This is a genomic window from Enterobacter sp. WCHEn090032 (genome assembly GCF_003986875.1).
Taxonomy (GTDB): domain Bacteria; phylum Pseudomonadota; class Gammaproteobacteria; order Enterobacterales; family Enterobacteriaceae; genus Enterobacter; species Enterobacter sichuanensis.
The window spans coordinates 1-18,447 of sequence record NZ_RXRN01000008.1; the positions used below are offsets into that span (position 1 = coordinate 1).

At 53.5% G+C, this 18,447-nt stretch carries 20 protein-coding genes; 6 read left to right on the top strand and 14 right to left on the bottom strand.

Annotated elements, in window-relative coordinates:
- Nucleotides 1–91: 91 nt before the first annotated feature.
- The 4 genes from EKN83_RS08395 to EKN83_RS08410 all read right to left on the bottom strand — a co-directional run bounded on the left by EKN83_RS08395 (nt 92) and on the right by EKN83_RS08410 (nt 4,986).
- Complete coding sequence (locus EKN83_RS08395; RefSeq protein ID WP_126800669.1) at nt 92–751, bottom strand: O-methyltransferase; 660 nt, start codon at nt 749–751, stop codon at nt 92–94.
- A 101-nt stretch (nt 752–852) separates the two neighbouring features.
- Nucleotides 853–2,232: an efflux transporter outer membrane subunit gene (locus EKN83_RS08400; protein WP_126800670.1), complete on the bottom strand. Its 1,380-nt coding sequence runs from the start codon at nt 2,230–2,232 to the stop codon at nt 853–855.
- Complete coding sequence (locus tag EKN83_RS08405; RefSeq protein WP_025759962.1) at nt 2,232–3,311, bottom strand: HlyD family secretion protein; 1,080 nt, start codon at nt 3,309–3,311, stop codon at nt 2,232–2,234. The genes EKN83_RS08400 and EKN83_RS08405 overlap by 1 nt, the downstream gene beginning before the upstream one ends.
- Nucleotides 3,312–3,333: 22 nt before the next feature.
- Nucleotides 3,334–4,986: an MFS transporter gene (locus tag EKN83_RS08410; protein WP_032672683.1), complete on the bottom strand. Its 1,653-nt coding sequence runs from the start codon at nt 4,984–4,986 to the stop codon at nt 3,334–3,336.
- 222 nt (nt 4,987–5,208) lie between these two features.
- On the opposite strand from EKN83_RS08410, the gene EKN83_RS08415 reads away from it, so the two are divergent.
- Nucleotides 5,209–6,003, top strand: coding sequence for a YdcF family protein (locus tag EKN83_RS08415; RefSeq protein WP_126800671.1), 795 nt, complete (start codon nt 5,209–5,211; stop codon nt 6,001–6,003).
- An 85-nt stretch (nt 6,004–6,088) separates the two neighbouring features.
- Here EKN83_RS08415 and EKN83_RS08420 read toward each other — a convergent pair whose 3' ends face one another.
- The 5 genes from EKN83_RS08420 to gap all read right to left on the bottom strand — a co-directional run bounded on the left by EKN83_RS08420 (nt 6,089) and on the right by gap (nt 10,666).
- Nucleotides 6,089–6,742, bottom strand: coding sequence for a DUF1120 domain-containing protein (locus EKN83_RS08420; RefSeq protein WP_126800672.1), 654 nt, complete (start codon nt 6,740–6,742; stop codon nt 6,089–6,091).
- A gap of 87 nt (nt 6,743–6,829) precedes the next feature.
- Nucleotides 6,830–7,492, bottom strand: a complete 663-nt coding sequence (locus EKN83_RS08425; protein WP_126800673.1) for a DUF1120 domain-containing protein — start codon at nt 7,490–7,492, stop codon at nt 6,830–6,832.
- A gap of 266 nt (nt 7,493–7,758) precedes the next feature.
- Nucleotides 7,759–8,412, bottom strand: coding sequence for a DUF1120 domain-containing protein (locus tag EKN83_RS08430; protein WP_126800674.1), 654 nt, complete (start codon nt 8,410–8,412; stop codon nt 7,759–7,761).
- Between the two features lie 104 nt (nt 8,413–8,516).
- Nucleotides 8,517–9,182 (bottom strand): DUF1120 domain-containing protein, encoded by a 666-nt coding sequence (locus tag EKN83_RS08435; protein ID WP_126800675.1) that lies wholly within the window; start codon nt 9,180–9,182, stop codon nt 8,517–8,519.
- Nucleotides 9,183–9,664: 482 nt separating this feature from the next.
- A complete protein-coding gene (gene gap, locus EKN83_RS08440; RefSeq protein ID WP_126800676.1) occupies nt 9,665–10,666 on the bottom strand; it encodes a type I glyceraldehyde-3-phosphate dehydrogenase in 1,002 nt (333 codons plus the stop codon).
- Between the two features lie 190 nt (nt 10,667–10,856).
- Here gap and cybB point away from each other — a divergent pair, with 190 nt between their 5' ends.
- Nucleotides 10,857–11,387: a cytochrome b561 gene (gene cybB / locus EKN83_RS08445; protein WP_025759957.1), complete on the top strand. Its 531-nt coding sequence runs from the start codon at nt 10,857–10,859 to the stop codon at nt 11,385–11,387.
- Between the two features lie 73 nt (nt 11,388–11,460).
- On the opposite strand, the gene EKN83_RS08450 is transcribed toward cybB, so the two are convergent.
- The 4 genes from EKN83_RS08450 to EKN83_RS08465 form a co-directional block, all read right to left on the bottom strand.
- On the bottom strand, nt 11,461–12,528 hold the full coding sequence (locus EKN83_RS08450) for an oxidoreductase (RefSeq protein ID WP_126800677.1): 1,068 nt from the start codon (nt 12,526–12,528) through the stop codon (nt 11,461–11,463).
- A 16-nt stretch (nt 12,529–12,544) separates the two neighbouring features.
- The gene (locus EKN83_RS08455; RefSeq protein WP_126800678.1) at nt 12,545–13,285 is read right to left on the bottom strand and encodes a DeoR/GlpR family DNA-binding transcription regulator; all 741 of its coding nucleotides are present in this window, start codon (nt 13,283–13,285) and stop codon (nt 12,545–12,547) included.
- A gap of 139 nt (nt 13,286–13,424) precedes the next feature.
- Complete coding sequence (locus EKN83_RS08460; protein WP_025759954.1) at nt 13,425–13,697, bottom strand: YqjD family protein; 273 nt, start codon at nt 13,695–13,697, stop codon at nt 13,425–13,427.
- A gap of 132 nt (nt 13,698–13,829) precedes the next feature.
- Nucleotides 13,830–14,306, bottom strand: a complete 477-nt coding sequence (locus tag EKN83_RS08465; RefSeq protein ID WP_126800679.1) for a GNAT family N-acetyltransferase — start codon at nt 14,304–14,306, stop codon at nt 13,830–13,832.
- Between the two features lie 89 nt (nt 14,307–14,395).
- Here EKN83_RS08465 and EKN83_RS08470 point away from each other — a divergent pair, with 89 nt between their 5' ends.
- Both EKN83_RS08470 and EKN83_RS08475 read left to right on the top strand, forming a co-directional pair.
- A complete protein-coding gene (locus EKN83_RS08470; protein ID WP_126800680.1) occupies nt 14,396–15,325 on the top strand; it encodes a LysR family transcriptional regulator in 930 nt (309 codons plus the stop codon).
- A gap of 82 nt (nt 15,326–15,407) precedes the next feature.
- Nucleotides 15,408–15,695, top strand: a complete 288-nt coding sequence (locus EKN83_RS08475; RefSeq protein WP_025759951.1) for a DUF6966 domain-containing protein — start codon at nt 15,408–15,410, stop codon at nt 15,693–15,695.
- A gap of 380 nt (nt 15,696–16,075) precedes the next feature.
- Here the strand turns inward: EKN83_RS08475 and EKN83_RS08485 are convergent, their stop codons facing one another.
- Nucleotides 16,076–16,594: a DUF2778 domain-containing protein gene (locus EKN83_RS08485; RefSeq protein WP_080276788.1), complete on the bottom strand. Its 519-nt coding sequence runs from the start codon at nt 16,592–16,594 to the stop codon at nt 16,076–16,078.
- Between the two features lie 422 nt (nt 16,595–17,016).
- Here EKN83_RS08485 and EKN83_RS08490 point away from each other — a divergent pair, with 422 nt between their 5' ends.
- Nucleotides 17,017–17,292, top strand: a complete 276-nt coding sequence (locus EKN83_RS08490; protein ID WP_025759946.1) for a metal/formaldehyde-sensitive transcriptional repressor — start codon at nt 17,017–17,019, stop codon at nt 17,290–17,292.
- Nucleotides 17,293–17,323: 31 nt separating this feature from the next.
- On the top strand, nt 17,324–18,442 hold the full coding sequence (locus tag EKN83_RS08495; RefSeq protein ID WP_025759945.1) for an S-(hydroxymethyl)glutathione dehydrogenase/class III alcohol dehydrogenase: 1,119 nt from the start codon (nt 17,324–17,326) through the stop codon (nt 18,440–18,442).
- The last annotated feature ends 5 nt before the right edge of the window (nt 18,443–18,447 follow it).

Genomic DNA, 18,447 nt, shown 5'->3' on the forward strand with positions numbered 1-18,447 from the left:
AGCAACGTTCATCGCTTCAGGTAAAAAATTACTGGGGATTCCCCAGCCCTGTGGGAGAGGGCTGGGGTGAGGGCATCAGGCCGCACAGGCCTCACCCGTTCACAATCGCCAGCGTAAACCCATCCCACCCCTTAACTCCCACCGTTTGCAGCGCGGTGGCGGTTAAGCGCGGGTTATCCCCAGTCATCTCGATAAACCGACGCACGCCCTGCACCCGCGCGTCGTCGCTGTGCCCGTTAATCACTTCGCCCTCGCGCACCACGTTATCGCCGATGATCAACGTACCCGGACGGGAGTAGTGCAGCGCCCATTCCAGATAGCCGGGATTGTTTGGCTTATCGGCATCAATAAAGATCAGATCGAACGGCGGAATGTCACCGAACTTTTCAAGAGAGTTCAGGGCCGGGCCTTCAATCAATTCAATGCGTTCGTTCAGCCCCGCGAGGACGATATTCTGGCACGCAACGTCGGCATGCGTAGGATCGGCCTCAAGCGTAATCAGCCTTCCGTCCGGCGGCAGCGCGCGAGCCATCCAGATGGAGCTGTAAGCCCCCAGTGTACCGATCTCCAGAACACGCCGCGCCTGCGTCATGCGCACGAACAGCGCCAGCAGTTGACCCTGATTGGCCGCTACATCATGTTCGGGGAGTCCGGCGCGTTTGTTATTTTCCAGGACCTGATTAAGGATGTCATCTTCAGGAATAAGCGACGAAATCATGAAATTATCGACTGCAGACCACTGTTGTTGCATACATTGACTCCTTGCGGGTAATCGCCGGGCGGCGGCGGCGCCTTACCCGGCCTACGGGACGAAATCCAGGCCCGGTAAGCGCAGCGCCACCGGGCAGGTCTTCAGGCACTGACCCAGCCGCCGCCCAGCGCTCTGTACAAATCAATCTGCGCCAGCAGCAGGTTATTTTTCACCTGCACAACGCTGGTCTGGACCGAGAACAGCGTGCGCTGCGCATCCAGCACGTCGAGATAGGATGAATAGCCGTTGCGATAGCGGTTCTGCGCAATGCGCAGGGTCTCCCGGGCCACATCCTGCTGGGCAAGCAGCTCCGTCAGCTGTTCCTGATAGCGCGTAATGGCATCAAGGCTGTTGTTCACTTCGGCAAACGCGTTTCGCACGGTTTTTTCATAGGTGTACAACGCCTGGTTACGCTGGGACTGAGAAATATCCACCTGCGCATTCAGCGCCTGGCGGTTCAGGAGCGGGGCGAGAATGCTTCCCCCCGCGCTCCAGAGCTGCAGCGGGTTATCCAGCAGGCCGGAGAGCGTGCGATCCTGTATCGATCCGCTTGCGGTGAGATTGAGCGACGGCAGCAGGCTGGCGCGCGACGCGGCAAGCGAGGCATCCGCTGCCACCAGCTGTCGTTCGGCCTGGACGATATCCGGGCGGCGGTTCAGCAGCGCAGAAGGCAGCTGTGACGGCAATTTCAGCGGTGTCAGCGCCGCAAAGCTTTCGCTGCGCGCCACGTCGCCCGGGTTACTTCCCAGCAGCAGGCTCAGGGCATTTTCCTGCTGTGCAATCTGATGCTGCAGCACCGGAACCTGCGCCCGGGTTGAACGGAGTTCGGAATCCGATTGCATCAGCTCCAGGCGCGAGCTGTAGCCCGTTTCAAACTGACGCTTCGCGAGGTTAAATGCCTCTTCGCGTGATTTCAGCGTGGACTCGGTCACCCGCAGCTGTTCGTCAAGGGCGAGCAGGGTGACATAACCGGATGCTACGGATGAGGCGACGGTTAAATCCGCGGCGGCAGCGGCGGCTTTTTGCGCCTCCAGCGAGGCTTCGGCAGCACGAGACGTGCTGCGGTTGACGCCCCAGATATCCACGTCATAGCTCGCCGTCAGGCTCCCTCTGTACAGCGTGCCGTAAACCGGCAGCCCTGTCGCGGCGGACTGCGAACGGGCACGCGTCCCGGTGACGCCCGCATCGAGTGAGGGAAACAGGCTGCTGTCGGCAGCATAGACCCGCGCCTGATACTCGTTTATCCGTTCGCGGGCGATCAGAACATCGCTGTTATGCCCAAGCGCCTGGTCCACATAGCGGTTCAGGTGGTTATCATGAAAATTGCGCCACCAGAGCTGCTCCGTCGGGCTGGCAGGGCCGGAGACAGTGCGCCACTGGGTGGGGATGTGCAGCGTCGGCTGAGCCGGTTTGACATCAACGGACTGGCATCCGGCCAGCATGACCGCCACCACCAGTGCAGCTATCGGGCGAAGGATCATTACTTCGCCTCCCGCGTATCAATGGTCACCTGTACCGACATGCCCGGACGCAGCAGCGCGGAATCTTCTGGCTTACCGAGCACCTCAATGCGTACCGGAATACGCTGGGCAATTTTGACAAAGTTCCCGGTGGCGTTATCCGGCGTAATGGCGCTGAATTCTACGCCGGTTGCCGGAGAGATACTCTCCACGCGGCCCTGATAGGCTTTGTTATTGAGGGCATCGACGGTGAATTTCACCGGCTGGCCGACGCGCAGCTCCGCGAGCTGGGTCTCTTTAATATTGGCGATGACCCAGTGCTGCGGCGGCACCAGAGTGGTGAGGTGGGTCCCGGCGGTCACATATGCCCCGAGACGCACGGCGATCTGACCGAGTTGGCCGTCGCGCGGGGCCACAATACGGGTGTTTTGCAGATCGATCTGTGCCAGCTCAAGCGCCGCTTTCGCGTTTTCAACATCCGCTTCCAGCGCACCGCGGTTCACAATCACCGTCTGCAGATCCTGACGCGACATCTCAAGTGCGGCTTTCGCCTGGTCGATATCCGCGCTGCCCTGGGCGGCGCTGGCCAACGCCGCGTCGCGTTCACGAATGGAAAGCGAACCGTCAGCCGTCAGCTCTTTCACCCGCTTTAAATCCGCCTGGGTTTTCAGGCTCTGGGCGCGGGCATTTTTCAGCGCGGCGTCATTTTTGGCGATGACGGCCTCAGCGCTTTTACGCTGCTGCAGATTGTTATTCAGGGCGGCAATTTTCATCGCCAGCTGGGCCTCGGCCTGATGCACCCGCTGACGATAAATACGGTCATCAATCTGCAGCAGCAGGTCGCCTTTTTTGACCTGTACAAAGTCCTGAACGTGCACCTCAGTGATATAACCGTTCACCTGCGGGCTGATAAACGTCGTCTGGCCGCGCACGTACGCGTTGTCGGTAAACTGGGCATGGCGGGTGAATGGCGGGAGTTGCCACGCGTAAAGGATCACCAGCACGCCGACGATACCGATGGCGGCGGCAGTGAAAACGGAAACAATGCGCACATTTTTGCGGGTGTTGGCCTGCTCTTTGGCGGCATCCTGCTGACTCATAAACTCTCCAGAAATATTTCAATTATTTGTTGCCGGTGGCGTTCTTAAGCGCCATACGGGCAGTAATGCGCAGGCGCAGCAAGCGCCATAAAATCCAGACCAGCGTGGCGGCAGCGATACTGGCGGTCAGAAGATAAGTATCGTTATAAGCCAGAATATTCGCCTCCAGGCTGGTGACCGTTTGCAGCTGCGTTATCGCCTGGGTGCCCAGCAGCGCGCTGTCGCCAATCAGGCTTTTGTACATCTGGGTATAAAGCTGGATCCGCTCGTTGACCAGCGGGTTGAGCGTGGTGAGCTGGTCCGCCAGCAGGCTGGAGTGGTACTTCTCACGCCAGGTCTGGAAGGTGCCGAGAATAGCGGAGCCCAGCAAGCCGCCGAGGTTCTGGCTCATGCCAAACATTACCGAGAAGCTGACCAGGTTGCGCGGGTCGGCGATCACGCCGCCGATCGCGGCCAGCATCGCCGGAGCCAGGAAGAAAGCGCTGCCAAAGCCCAGCAGGAACTGGCTCAGCATCAGCTGATCCGGTCGGGTCAGATTGTTGGACTGGCTGTCCAGCAGCGAGGCAACAATCATCAGCGCCAGCGAGGTAATAATTGGCCACGCCAGTTTCGTCGGCTTGATGGTAAGACAGCTGGTGACGATCCCGCAGACGATACCGGCGAAAATGGACCACGCCAGATGCGTCATCTGCTCGTTCTGTAAACCCACGTACTGCAGCCAGCCGATGACGCCGGTATTTTGCTCGGCCAGCACGATACGGATCAGCAGCATGATCAGCCCCAGACGAACGATGCTGCCGCTCGACAGCCAGCGGGTGTTGAGCAGCGGGTTGCTGCGGTTATGTTCAAAGACGATGGCCGCCACAATGAGCACCAGCGATAGAGCCAGCGACCAGCCGATCCAAGGCGCCTCGAACCACCAGTCAAGACGGCCTAAAGAGAGTACGGCGCAGAGCAGGGCCATTCCAGGGGCCATTAAAAAGAAGGTGATAAAGTCTTTTTTCTCAAAAACCTTTCGTCGGTCACCCGGAGGCAGCTTTAAGGCTATCACGCAGGCGAGGGAGATCAGCGCCAGCCCCAGCTCGAAGAAATAGAGCCCGCGCCACTCGTCCAGCTGCAGCAGCTCGGTCGAAAACAGGCGGGCGAGAGGGATGGCGAGTGACGATCCGGTGATGCCGATAGTAAGCGCTTTCAGGCGATGTTTCGCCGGCCATGCCTGGATCTGGTAGTAAATCCCCAGCGAGCTGAGCGCGGCGGCCACCATGCCGTGCGCGGCGCGGACCATCAGCGCCGAGCTGAGATCGTTAACAAAGAGGTGGAAAAAGGTGACCAGCACATACAGCACCAGAAAGCCTTCCGTAAAGGCGCGCAAACCGTACTGCTGGCGGAACTTCACCAGCAGCAGGTTAATGGAAATGTTGGTCATCACATAGACCGCCGGTAACCAGGCGATTTCCGTAGACCAGGCGCCGAAGGTACCCTGCAGATTTTGCAGGTTGGCGGTGACTACCGCATTGCCCAGGGCACCCGTCAGGCAGACCAGCAGGCCAACGACGCCGTAGGCAATCCGTTTGGGCGTGCTGTGGTTCGGCGTGGAGGGGGACCCCAGCAGCGCCGGTTTCTCGTGTGGCTGCCACTCGCGAGGAGCATAAGGGTCGCGTTCGGGCAGGCGCATAACGTTGTTTACCTTTGAAAAAATTGAAAAATTAACGGGCTCGCGATTCTACGTCTGCCTTAAATCATAATTCAAGTGAATATGATTTACGCATGTTAATCAAATGTTGAAGAGGAAGTTTAAGGAAAAAGAGCGGCCTGACCAGACGAACTTTAATCATGAAAGCCTGTTTTGCGGCGCTAAGTGCGGTACGCTAACCGCAGATGCTGTAAGGAGATGACGATGATTCCGACTTTTTTCCCCTGCGTGCCCGCTGGCACGCTAAGTGCCATTAACACCGTAGGACACTGGCTGGCACAGGATGACCTGCAGCCGGGGCAGCCCGTTGATATGGTTATTCTGGCGGGAAATGCTGTCATTCCTGCCATTGATGCCGCCTGTCGCCAGGCGGCCGAGCAGGGTGTGCCCTTGATGATTAGTGGGGGGATAGGACATTCCACCTCCTTCCTCTATGCCGCAGTTGCCAGACACCCGCGCTATCGCATCGTCCCCACGGCAGGCCGTGCGGAGGCGGCCATTCTGGCCGATATCGCTCGTCAGTTCTGGCATGTTCCGGCGGAGCGAATTTATGTTGAGGATCAGTCAACCAACTGCGGTGAGAACGCACGGTTTAGCCGGGCGTTGATGAAACATCTCCATCTTGCCCCTGAACGCGTGCTGGTGGTGCAGGACCCCACCATGCAGCGGCGCACAATGGCAACGTTTGCCCGCGTATGCCAGGATGAACCCGCCGCACCAGAATGGGTAAGCCATCCCGGATTGACGCCCGTGTTACGTAACAGCAATGATGGACTGGTCTTCAGTGGGACAGAGGAAGGGCTGTGGCCGGTTGAACGCTATCTGTCACTGGCACTGGGTGAACTGCCGCGTCTGCGCGACGATGTTAATGGTTACGGACCGGCCGGGCGTGATTTTATCGCCCACGTGACGATACCCGCGCAGGTGGAAACCGCATGGCAAATCTTACGTAACGATGCGATTCTGACAGAGGCGCTCGCGAGCCGTTCTTTGCTGTAATGGCCTGTATGCAGGCATAAAAATAACGGGTACGTATGATGCCGTACCCGTTATCGTTATAGACAAGTCGAGTATTTAATCGAGATCAGAGGTAAACCAGGGTAAAGGTTGTCTGACCATCCAGTTTCGTATCATCTGTTATCGCCAGCGTCGTGGTGTCCTCAATGACCAGATTCGCTTTCATATCAAATGTCGCCGCCCTGAAGGCCAGTGGCTGAAGGGTGCCTGTTGCGGCAGCGGTGATATTACTGACGCCATCACTACGCATCTCAACGCCTTTTGCCCAACTGGTCAGGTCGTTATTACTGATAATCGCGTCAGCAGACGCACCATCAACGGTCACGCCAGTGATCCATAAACCGTAGTCGCCAATTTTCACACCGCCATCCGTCAGACCCACGCCGTACTGATAGTACGCGTCAGTTTTAGCGCTACCGTTTACCGTGGGGGCAAGGCCGGCATTGCTGGCGCTTTTATCGTCCTGGGTAGTAAAAGCGACTCTCGTATCCATCGGACATGTAATAGTCAGCGAAATCGTCTTATCGCCCAGGTTGTTATCCTCTGTCGCGGAGAGATCACGAAGATTAATGGTTCCGTAATCGATGATCCCGCCGTTACTCAGCTCGGGTGTGCACGATGCGTTTGTTAACGTACCCGTGACCTTCAGAACGGCAGTAGGTTCTGCGTATACAGACGTGCAGGAGAGGGCTACAAGGGTAGCCAAAAGCATTTTTTTCATTGTTGATCCTTAACTCAATTATCCAGGTTTTACATTAATCAATATAATCTTTGTGATTATAGTTTTGCCGTTAAACCGCTGACCTGTTTAGAGATAAACCAGCGTCATCGTGGCCTGACCGTCAAGTGCGGTATCGTCGGTAATCGCCAGGGAATCCGTATCACGGATCACCAGACTGGTCTGCAAGTTAAAGCTTGCTGTGGTGAAGGCCATCGGGGTTGGTGTTTGGTTTGTATAAGGTGATAATGCTATCGTGTTAAAGGCATCGCTGCGTGGTGTGTATGCCCATTTCCATATGGTCCAGTCATCATTCTTGTTAATACCCTGGACGCTTTTGCCATCTGCAGTTATTTGGGAAATCCATAGACCGTAGTTGCCAATTTTGACCCCCTCGTTTGTTTTACCCACGCCATAACCGTAATAGGGATAGAGCACGTTTTTATTTTCTGCAATATCATTCGGAAGCGCAGCATTGCTGTCGCTGCGGTTATCCTGCATTTTGAAACCCACTTTGGTGGGAGCCGTACAGGTAATGGTGACCGGGAGAGATTTTCTCTCAAGCATGTTGTTTGTGGTAGCGGATAAGTCCCTGATAATTAGCGTACCGAAATCGAATATCCCGCCGTTTCCCAACTCAACATCACAGGTGGAGCTGGTTAAGGTTCCTTCCACCTTCATTACGGTGGTTTCTGCTGCGAGAGCAGAGGTGGTGCAAAGTGCGATGGCCGTAGCCAGAATGATTTTTTTCATCCTTGATCTTTCCTTGTGTTGATGTCATTCAGGTGATGGAGTTAAAAAAAACGCCAGAGGGCGTCCTTAAAAATCAACTCTGAATAATATTAACTAATATAATGTTTTTATATTTAATAAAAATTAAAGGTACTTTAAGGAAAAATAAAAAGGTCACGACAGATGAGGGCTGGGCCGCACGCGCCCATAAAAAATACCGGGTACGTATGATAACGTACCCGGTATCGTTAATATGCTAAATATCCAGGGGGAGTATTAATTCAAAATCAGAGGTAAACCAGGGTAAAGGTTGTTTGACCATCCAGTTTCGTATCATCCGTTATTGCGAGCGTCGTGGTATCCTCAATAACCAGATTCGCCTTCATATCAAATGTCGCCGCCCTGAAGGCCAGTGGCTGGAGAGTGCCTGTTGCGGCAGCGGTGATATTACTCACGCCATCACTACGCATCTCAACGCCTTTAGCCCAACTGGTCAGGTCGTTATTACTGATAATTGCGTCAGCAGACGCACCATCAACGGTCACGCCAGTGATCCATAAACCGTAGTCGCCAATTTTCACGCCGCCATCCGTCAGACCCACGCCGTACTGATAGTACGCGTCAGTTTTAGCGCTACCGTTTACCGTGGGGGCAAGGCCGGCATTACTGGCGCTTTTGTCGTCCTGGGTGGTAAAGGCGACTCTCGTATCCGCCGGACATGTAATGGTCAGCGAAATCGTCTTATCGCCCAGGTTGTTATCCTCTGTCGCGGAGAGATCACGAAGATTAATGGTACCGTAATCGATGATCCCGCCGTTACTCAGCTCGGGTGTGCACGATGCATTTGTTAACGTACCCGTGACCTTCAGAACGGCAGTAGGTTCTGCGTATACAGACGTGCAGGAGAGGGCTACAAGGGTAGCCAAAAGCATTTTTTTCATCGTTGATCCTTAACTAAATTATAGGTTTTACATGCATCATTACAATTTCCATGATTGTAATGTCGCTATTAAACAATTGATCTATTTTGGTGTTTTGTTTCTGCTTACAGATATACCAGTGTCATCGTGGCCTGACCGTCGAGTACGGTATCGTCAGTAATTGCCAGTGAATCCGTATCACGGATCACCAGATTGGTCTGTAAGTCAAAGCTAGCTGTTGTGAAGGCTATCGGAGACGTGGTTGCGTACTTCGCGAAAGTCAGGATACCTCTACCATCGCTGTAGGGGATATCTGTATAATCCCATAGATCGGGATCCCAGTCTCTACTGTGGTTAATAACGGAGACACCCGTTTTTCCATCTACAGTGTAACCGGTCAACCACAAACTGTAGGTGCCAATCTTGACCCCCTCATTCGTTTTCCCCACGCCATAACCGTAATATTTAGAGGTCACGTTTTTAAAATATGCAATATCAATCGGAAGCTGAGCATTGCTGTCGCTGCGGTTATCCAGCATAGTGAAACCCACTTTGGTGGGGGCCGTACAGGTAATAGTGACCGGAAGCGCTCTCTGAGCAAATTTGTTGTTTGCGGTAGCGGATAAGTTCCTGATAATAAGCGTACCGTAATCGAAAATACCGCCATTCCCCATCTGTACATCACAGGTGGAGCTGGTTAATGTTCCCTCCACCTTCATCACGGTGGTTTCTGCTGCGAGAGCAGAGGTGGTGCAAAGTGCGATGGCCGTAGCCAGAATGATTTTTTTCATCCTTGATCCTTCCATGTGTTGATGTCATTCAGGTGATGCAGTTAAGAAACCGCCAGATGGCGTCCTTACAAATCAACATAAAACAATATTGATTAATTTATATTTTGTATATTTAATAAAAATAAAATCACTTTTAAGAAAAAATACTTACAACAGGTGATATACGAGGCGCACGCGCCTGATTCAACAATTGCCGGTCGGGTTATTATCCAGAGTGACTTTTTTCATTGTTGATCCTTAATACATATCAATGTGGTGCTTGTCTTTGTAGGCATGATAGCCTGTCCTGTGATTATATTATTCAGTCGGTGTATAGAGTTAAAGTAACTATATTTAAAATTTGATTTAAGATGTTTTAATGATGGCTTCTAGTTGATTCAAAGGTTGGGTGAATATTTTCACTCTCAAAAAGAGGTGATAAAGAAAAAAATCGTGCCGTGATATTTATTTACGACGGATGGACGCGCCATCCGTCACGGTGTTTACAATTTTGCGAATTTGTCCAGCGTACGCACCAGCTGCGTGACAAAGCCATACTCGTTGTCATACCAGGCAACCGCTTTCACCAGCTGCAGATCGCCAGCCTCGCTGACTTCCGTCTGAGTGGCGTCAAATACCGAGCCATAATGCGAGCCGATGACATCTGACGACACAATCTCTTCATCGGTATAGCCAAAGGATTTGTTGCCCTGGGTTGCTTTTTTCAGTGCGGCGTTGATCTCCTCTACCGTCACTTTTTTCCCCAGAATAGCGACCAGCTCGGTGACCGAACCGGTTTTCACCGGCACGCGCTGGGCGTGGCCTTTCAGTTTACCGCTCAGGGCCGGGATCACCAGGCCAATGGCTTTTGCGGCCCCGGTGGTGTGTGGAATGATGTTCTCTGCCGCGGCGCGCGAGGCGCGCAGATCTTTCCCGCGCGGACCGTCCACCAACGCCTGCGTACCGGTATAGGCGTGAATGGTGGTCATGGTACCGACTTTAATTTCAAAGGCGTCGTGCAGGGCTTTTGCCAGCGGGGCGAGGCAGTTAGTGGTGCAGGAGGCGACGGAGATGATGGTATCACTGGCGTCGAGGGTATCGTCGTTTACGTTATAGACGATGGTTTTCATCTCACCCGCAGGGGCGGAGATCAGCACCTTTTTGGCACCCGCATCCAGATGCGCCCGGGATTTCTCTTCAGAGGTATAAAAACCGGTGCATTCCACGACAATATCCACCCCGGCGGCTTTCCACGGAATATGCCTGGCCTCTTTTTCGGCGTATACCGCGATCGTTTTACCATCCACAATCAGCGCGTCTTCGGTGAAATCCACGCTCCACGGGAAACCGCCGTAGTTAGAGTCATGCCTGAGCAGATAGGCCAGCACTTTGGGCGAGGTAAGATCGTTGATGGCGACGACGGTGTTGCTGTCCTGGGTTTCAAGCAGGCGACGCAGGACGAGACGTCCGATGCGTCCGAATCCGTTAATGCCAATTTTACTCATGGTGTTCTCCTGTAAACGTGTCGGTACGACAGTTTGAACTCATCCAGGCTTAGACCATGACGGGCAGGGCGGCAATTGAAGATGCTTCATGCGCGGGGAAGTATTTGAAAAACCATACAGTAAAGTTAATGAATTTTTAAGGAAAGGAGATTATGTTGGCGCGGTGACTGTTTTTTTTCAGGAAATCCCCATGCGTACTAAATATACAAGCCTGCAGATTGCGATTCACTGGCTGGTGTTTCTGTTAATCATCGTCGCCTACTGCGCGATGGAGTTTAAAGGCTTCTTCCCCCGAACCGCACGCCCGACGATTAATATGATCCACGTGTCATGCGGTATCAGTATCCTGGTGCTGATGGTGGCACGTCTGCTGGTGCGTCTGAAATTCCGCGCGCCACCGATTCAACCGAAGCCAAAAGCGATGGTGACGGGTCTGTCCCATCTGGGGCATCTGGTGGTGTATCTGCTGTTTATTGCGCTGCCGCTGATTGGCATTGTGATGATGTACAACCGGGGGAGCGACTGGTTTGCTTTTGGCATGACGATGCCGCATGCGGCAGAGTCCAATTTTGACCTGGTGGATACGCTGAAAGAGTGGCACGAGACGCTGGCAAATCTGGGCTATTTTGTGATTGGCCTGCATGCCGCCGCAGCGCTGATGCATCACTACTTCTGGAAAGACAATACGCTTCTTCGCATGATGCCGAAAAAGCGTCAGTAGTCTTTAACGCTTGCCGGGTGGCGCTGCGCTTACCCGGCCTGGATGTGCATCGTAGCCGCCACCCGGCTTGTTGTTAACCCAGCAGAGCACGCTCTTCAGCCGTTAACGCCAGCGGCTGCGTTGACCCCGTCTCCGACGATTTCACCGCCGCTTCCAGCACCGCCATCACCGCTAATGCCTCAACCGGATGCACCGGGTTGTCGATCTTCCCGAGCAGGGCATCACGCACGTTGATGTAATACTGGCGCTGATCGCCTTTCGGCGTGGTAATCGTCTGCGGTGCGCCATCAGCCCCATAGAACACCATACTGTCACTATCTTCCCCCCAGGCTTCACTGCCTGGAATGACGCCAGACAGCAGTTGCGCCTCCTGCTGGTCGATTCGGGCTTTCACTACGCTGCCTTTGTCCCCGTGGACGGCAAAGCGTGCTGTTCCGCCAGCCACCAGCATGCTGGCGTGCAGAATGACCTTGTGCTCCGGGTAGTTCAGGACCACGTGCGCCCAGTCGTTAACTTCTGCGCCGTCGCGCAGCGTTGCAATATTCCCCTGCACCGTCTGCGGCAGGCCAAAGAGCTGCAGCGTCTGGTCGATCAGATGCGGACCCAGGTCAAACCACAGACCGCTCCCGGGGACATTCTGCTCGCGCCAGCGCACGCGCACTTCCGGGCGGAAGCGGTCGATATGTGACTCCAGATGTTTAACCTTGCCGAGCGTGCCTTGCTCAATAATCTGCTTAATGCCGAGGAAATCGCTGTCCCAGCGGCGGTTGTGGAAGACGGAGAGCAGTAGCTGCTTTTCATCCGCCAGGGCGATCAGATCCCGGGCTTCCTGCATATCAAGCGTGAAGGGCTTATCGACGACCACATGTTTCCCTGAATTCAGGGCCAGGGTTGCCAGCGGGGCATGCGTGGCATTGGGGGAGGCGATCACCACCAGATCGACGTCCGGGTGCTGAATCGCCTCTTCCGGCGTGGCCACCACCTGCACGTCAGGCAGATCGCGTTTCACCTTCTCTTCATCCCGGGAAGAGACCACGGCCAGCCTGATGCCATCCACAGACTGGATCAGCGGAGCATGGAACGTTTTACCGACGAAACCATACCCGATCAGCGCAATGTTGATTGTTTTAACTGTACTCATGACCTTCTCCACGTTATTACGCGCACACCGTTACCTGCAATGCGCCAGGGTCCCCAAGCTCAGGCCAGGGACGATCTAAAAAGAGTTGTTGAATGCCGGATAGCCCGGAGACCAGATACGGTTCACAGCGGTTAACTTTCAGATGGTCGGCGACAATCCAGTGCGCATGGCTTGCGGCAAGCATCGCGCATTTAACCTCGGCGTCCGCTTCTTTACCGGCACTCAGACCGAGTTCGGCATGAATGGCGCACGCGCCGAGAATGGCGATATCTGCCCGATACCGGGACAGCAGCGACAACGTTGCGCTTCCGGCGAACAGGCGTTGTTTTGGGTCCCATTTCCCGCCGAGCAGGATCAGTTCAATGTCTTCCCGCTCGCTAAAATGCTGGGCGATATCAAGCGACGTGGTAATGACGGTAAGCGGTCCCTGAAGAAAAGTGGCGACTGCCATCACCGTGCTTCCGGCATCCAGAAACAGGGTGGAACCCGGGGGAACCTGCTGCGCGACCTGTTTACCCAGGCGCTGTTTAGTTTCCGGCAGCAGCGTGTTGCGGCCCTGACGATTCATGGCGGAGAGATTCAGGGCGATGGCCCCGCCGTGGTTTTTCTGCGCCAGTCCCTGGTTTTCCAGGTCGGTCAAATCCCGACGGATGGTGTCTGCTGAAACCTGCAGCTTCTCTGCCAGTTCGGTGATGCTGGCCTGGCCCTGCTCACTGAGGAGATCGAGGACGTAGCGTTGACGAGCGGTTTTGTGCATGGCTGCAATCCTGCAAAATGTCGCAATAGTTTGCATAATACAGCATTTTGACGCAGAAGGAAGAACGATGTCGGGAGCAAACAGGAGAAAGGGGGAGCGGCAGGAAGAGGGCGAAAAAAAAGCCCCGAAGGGCCTTTGATTATTTGCGACCCAGCAACAGGCCGAGCACAATACCCACAGCTCCCGCGGCGATAAGGCCGGTGAGGGGGTTATTTCTGACAGCTTCAGTGACATCCGAGACGGCATCGCTGGCCTGTGCGGCATATTTTTTAGCGGCACCTTTTACCTGATGCTTTGGTGAATCCACGAATTCACCAAACTGCTGCTGTGCTGAACCTGTCAGTTCATCAAGCTTATTTTTTGCTTTGTCTTCAGCAAACTGGGTGTTTTTATCAGTACCGAAATCAGACATTGTGCCTCCTTTTGTTAACAGGTAAAGGATAGCCTCTCTTAACAGATGTGAAGCCCGCGGGGCTAAATTCGGCCCGCAATGCCGCTGTTTTCGGATATCTCTGTGCCTGAAACGCCACAACACGCGACGCCGCTATTCGGCAAATTTCAGCAGCGCTTCGCCATCCAGACGATAACGCACCCACTCAGACTGCGGCAGTGCACCAATGCTCACGTAAAAGTCGATGGCGGGCTGGTTCCAGTCCAGCACGCTCCATTCAAGGCGACCGCACTGCCGTTGTACGGCGAGCTGCGCGATATGTTTCAGCAGTGCTTTTCCCGCACCCAGGCCGCGATACGTCGGGGAAACATACAGATCTTCCATATAAATCCCGTTGCGGCCAAGCCAGGTTGAATAGCTGGTGAAGAACACGGCATAGCCAGCAATTTGTCCTTCACACTCAGCGATCAACGCTTCGGTTTTACTGCCTTCGCCAAAGAGTGTTTCCCGGATCTCATCCGGGGTGGTGACGACGGCTTCCGGCGCTTTCTCATATACTGCCAGTTCATAGATCATGGCGTAAATGGCCGCTGCATCGTCGGGACGGGCCTGGCGAAGGGTGATATTCATGGTTTTTCCTGATTTTTGCCTGTGTGTTGATTGATGGCGTTAAGCATACGGAGTATTGTCCGAAGAATTAAGTGCAATGAAATCAACCAATGATGAATATTATGCATCCGGCCCTGAGACGCCTTGATTTAAACCTGCTGCCTGTTTTTGATGCGATATATCGCCACCGCTCCGTTCGGCTGGCCGCTGACGAGCTGGCGATGAGCACGTCCGCACTCAGTCATGCGCTGTCGCGTTTACGTACGACCCTGAACGATCCGCTCTTTTTTCGCGAAGGGCACCGCATGTCCCCCAGCGTGTATGCCTCTCAACTCGCACCTTCCATTGCTTCCGCCTTATCGTTCCTCAACCACGAGTTAACGCCGCAGCCGCCGTTTGACCCGCCCAGTAGTACTGAGACCTTACAGATTGCGATTACCGATTTTACCGCGCTGTGCATTTTCCCGGCCCTGATGCACACCCTGCAGCTGTCTGCCCCGGGATTACGTTTTGAATTGCGCTACCTGCCGCACAGCCCGGCGCTGACGGAACTGCTGGCGGGCGAGGTGGATCTGGCCCTGGGATTTAGTACGCCGGAGGATATCCGACATCCGGAACTGGAAGAGATTGGCTGGTTTGAAGATGAGTATGTCGTCATCAGCAGCGCGAACCGAACGCGGCTGACGCTGGAGGATTATCTCGCGGCCCGACATCTGGTGGTTACGCCATGGAATGAGAAACAGGGTGTTCTGGATGTGCGGCTTGAGCAGTTAGGCTATACCCGACACATTGCGATCAAAACGCCGTCGATGCTCAGCGCGCCATTTATCGTTGCGGAAAGTGATCTACTGATGGCCATTCCACGGTATGCGGCCGAGAAGCTGATGGCGGCAGTGGATATCAAAATTTTTGACTTACCTTTCTCGATACGAAGATTTGAGGTGAAAATTTACTCCCATAAACGCAGCGGTCAGCGGGGCGCGACACGCTGGCTTAAGGAAGAACTGCAAACGCTGGCGCAGGCTTGCAGGGGAGAATAGGCAAGGCAAGCGCAGCGCCACCCGGCAAGCAAGGGTATCGCAATATACCAGCTGTGGAGACTGTTAATTTTTGGGAGGGGAAATGAAATCAAATATCAAGGTTTTACTCAATAAAATCATTGAGTTGCTAATTTCATGTAATGAGAGTGTTTGGTCAAAGAAACTCATGTATTTTCGCGAGCACCTGGACTCTGATTATGATCATGCATTGTCAGGTATCAGGTCTATTTTTGGAGGGGCAGGTTCCTTTAACGACTTAATATTGCAGAACAACGGCAAAATGCTGCGTGAAGAAAACAACGCGCTTAATAAATTACAAGATGAGTTATACAGTTTAGCAAAAGCAGAGAACTCAACTCGTAATATTTAATGTTCAGTAAAAGGTGCGACGCAAGAATTCAATCCCCCAGATACACCACAAGCTAAATGTTACCGAATTGGTTTTTTTTTAATTTATCGCTTCCGTGTTCGGTTATGGCGAGCCGTTAACGTTTAGTTAGTGGGGCAGGCCTGTATAATTTTAGCAGGCCTTATATCATTATCTTTTAAAGAGTTTAGGAAGTAAGAGCAAAACTAAAGAAACTACGGTCGAAATACCAAACTTAATAAGTATTGCGGTAAATTCATAGGTGTTCATTGCCTCTTCACCATCACCTGATATCTGGATGTGCTGCATAATAATATTATTAATCCAGGCATCCGGGATTATGACAAAACAGACGATCAGTAACGCAAGGAATATTATTACTTTCATCTTACACCACATTTACTGAAATCAGGGATACCACGTACATCAACACGACCATATGCCATTAATCCTTTGCCACCAGGCACCAATACCTTTTTTCGATTGAGTAAAGCATTACGTAGAACCTGGAAGTCGGCGGCACTGTAAAGAGTGATACAACCCCATGAAACACCAGAGCCATCAGTGTTTAGAGGATGAAGCCTGAAACTACCACGTCGCGCACCATTGACGTATACGTGATCGCTCATGGTTTGCGCACTGTACAAACCGAACCATTCAGAATGGTGGTTTTTATACATATGTACGAAATCGATAAATTCAGCTCTGATCTGGTTTGCGACACTGCCTGTCGGGCGGTCGACAATCCAGTAGGTTCCAGGTGGAATAGCTGCTTTTTCGATATCAGAACAGTTTGGGTTGTTTATATAACGTTCGACACCTGAGAGAACATCAAACGAGCCAACGCCGTAACAATTCAGCTTGAGGGTTTTACCATCAGACGACAGCCGTCCATAGTCCATCATACAAATCTGCAATCCCTTACTCCCTTATGAATGCTTGTTGACGTAATGATAATAGATAAGGGAAGACTGGTTAAACTATCAATTTTAATTATGTGACAAATCAGCAACGATGCGTTCTGAACGTAGCAATGTGTAGCATAAAAATGTTGATGACGGGAATTTGGGCGCGATTTTTCACGTGGTGAATGACATACGAACAATGGAATTTGACGATAATCACGTGATGTGAAGGGCTGAAAGGGGGCAAATTTGGGGGCAAAATACCGTTTGTGGGCATTTTGCGGGCGTTAAAAAGTCCTTTTTGTCCGATAGTACCTTTTGTGTAAACCGCGTAAATATCTGATAACCATATAAAACTTAATGTTTACATAAAGTTGCTTTGAAAGATACAATACCCCCCTATAGTATCAGGAGGGCGCATGCCGCATTCACCCGAAGATAAAAAACGTATTCTTACCCGCGTCCGTCGCATTCGGGGCCAGGTTGAGGCCCTTGAACGCGCGCTGGAGTCGGGCGATCCCTGTCTGGCCATTCTGCAGCAAATTGCCGCCGTGCGCGGGGCTGCCAATGGCCTGATGGGCGAAATGGTCGAAATTCACCTCAAAGATGAGCTGGTGACGGGAGAAACCACGCCGGATCAGCGAGCCGTACGCATGGCGGAAGTCGGCCATTTGCTGCGCGCTTATCTAAAATAAACCCACACACCTCACAATAAGGGAAGACAATATGAAATCTCGCGCTGCAGTTGCATTTGGACCCGGCCAGCCGCTCAAAATCGTTGAAATCGACGTCGCGCCGCCAAAAAAAGGCGAAGTGCTGATCAAAATCACCCATACCGGCGTATGCCATACCGATGCGTTTACGCTGTCCGGTGACGATCCGGAAGGCGTGTTCCCGGCGGTGCTCGGCCATGAAGGGGGCGGGATTGTGGTGGAAGTGGGCGAGGGCGTGACCAGCCTGAAACCAGGCGATCACGTGATCCCGCTGTACACGGCGGAATGCGGCGAATGTAAGTTCTGTAAATCCGGTAAAACCAACCTCTGCCAGGCAGTTCGCGCCACCCAGGGGAAAGGGCTGATGCCGGACGGTACCACCCGTTTCTCGTACAATGGCGAGCCTGTTTATCACTACATGGGCACCAGCACCTTCAGCGAATACACCGTTTGCGCGGAGATCTCGCTGGCGAAGGTGAATCCGCAGGCGCCGCTGGATAAAGTCTGCCTGCTGGGCTGCGGTGTCACCACCGGCATTGGCGCGGTGCATAACACGGCAAAAGTGAAAGAAGGCGACACCGTGGCGGTGTTCGGGCTTGGCGGCATCGGTCTGGCGGTGATTCAGGGCGCGGTTCAGGCGAAAGCCGGTCGCATCATCGCGGTCGACACCAATCCGGAGAAATTCAAACTGGCGGGTGAAATGGGGGCGACCGATTTTGTGAACCCGAAAGATCACGACAAGCCGATTCAGGACGTCATCGTCGAGATGACCGACGGCGGCGTTGACTTCAGCTTCGAATGTATCGGCAACGTTAACGTTATGCGCTCCGCGCTTGAGTGCTGCCACAAAGGCTGGGGCGAGAGCATCATCATTGGCGTGGCCGGTGCAGGCCAGGAGATCAAAACCCGTCCCTTCCAGCTTGTCACCGGGCGCGTGTGGCGCGGTTCCGCCTTTGGCGGCGTGAAGGGCCGTACCCAGCTTCCGGGGATGGTTGAAGACGCCATGGTCGGCAAGATCCAGCTCGACCCGTTTATTACCCACCGTTTACCGCTGGAGCAGATCAACGAAGCGTTCGATCTGATGCACGAAGGAAAATCTATCCGTACCGTGATTCATTTCGGCGACAAGTAACTCTT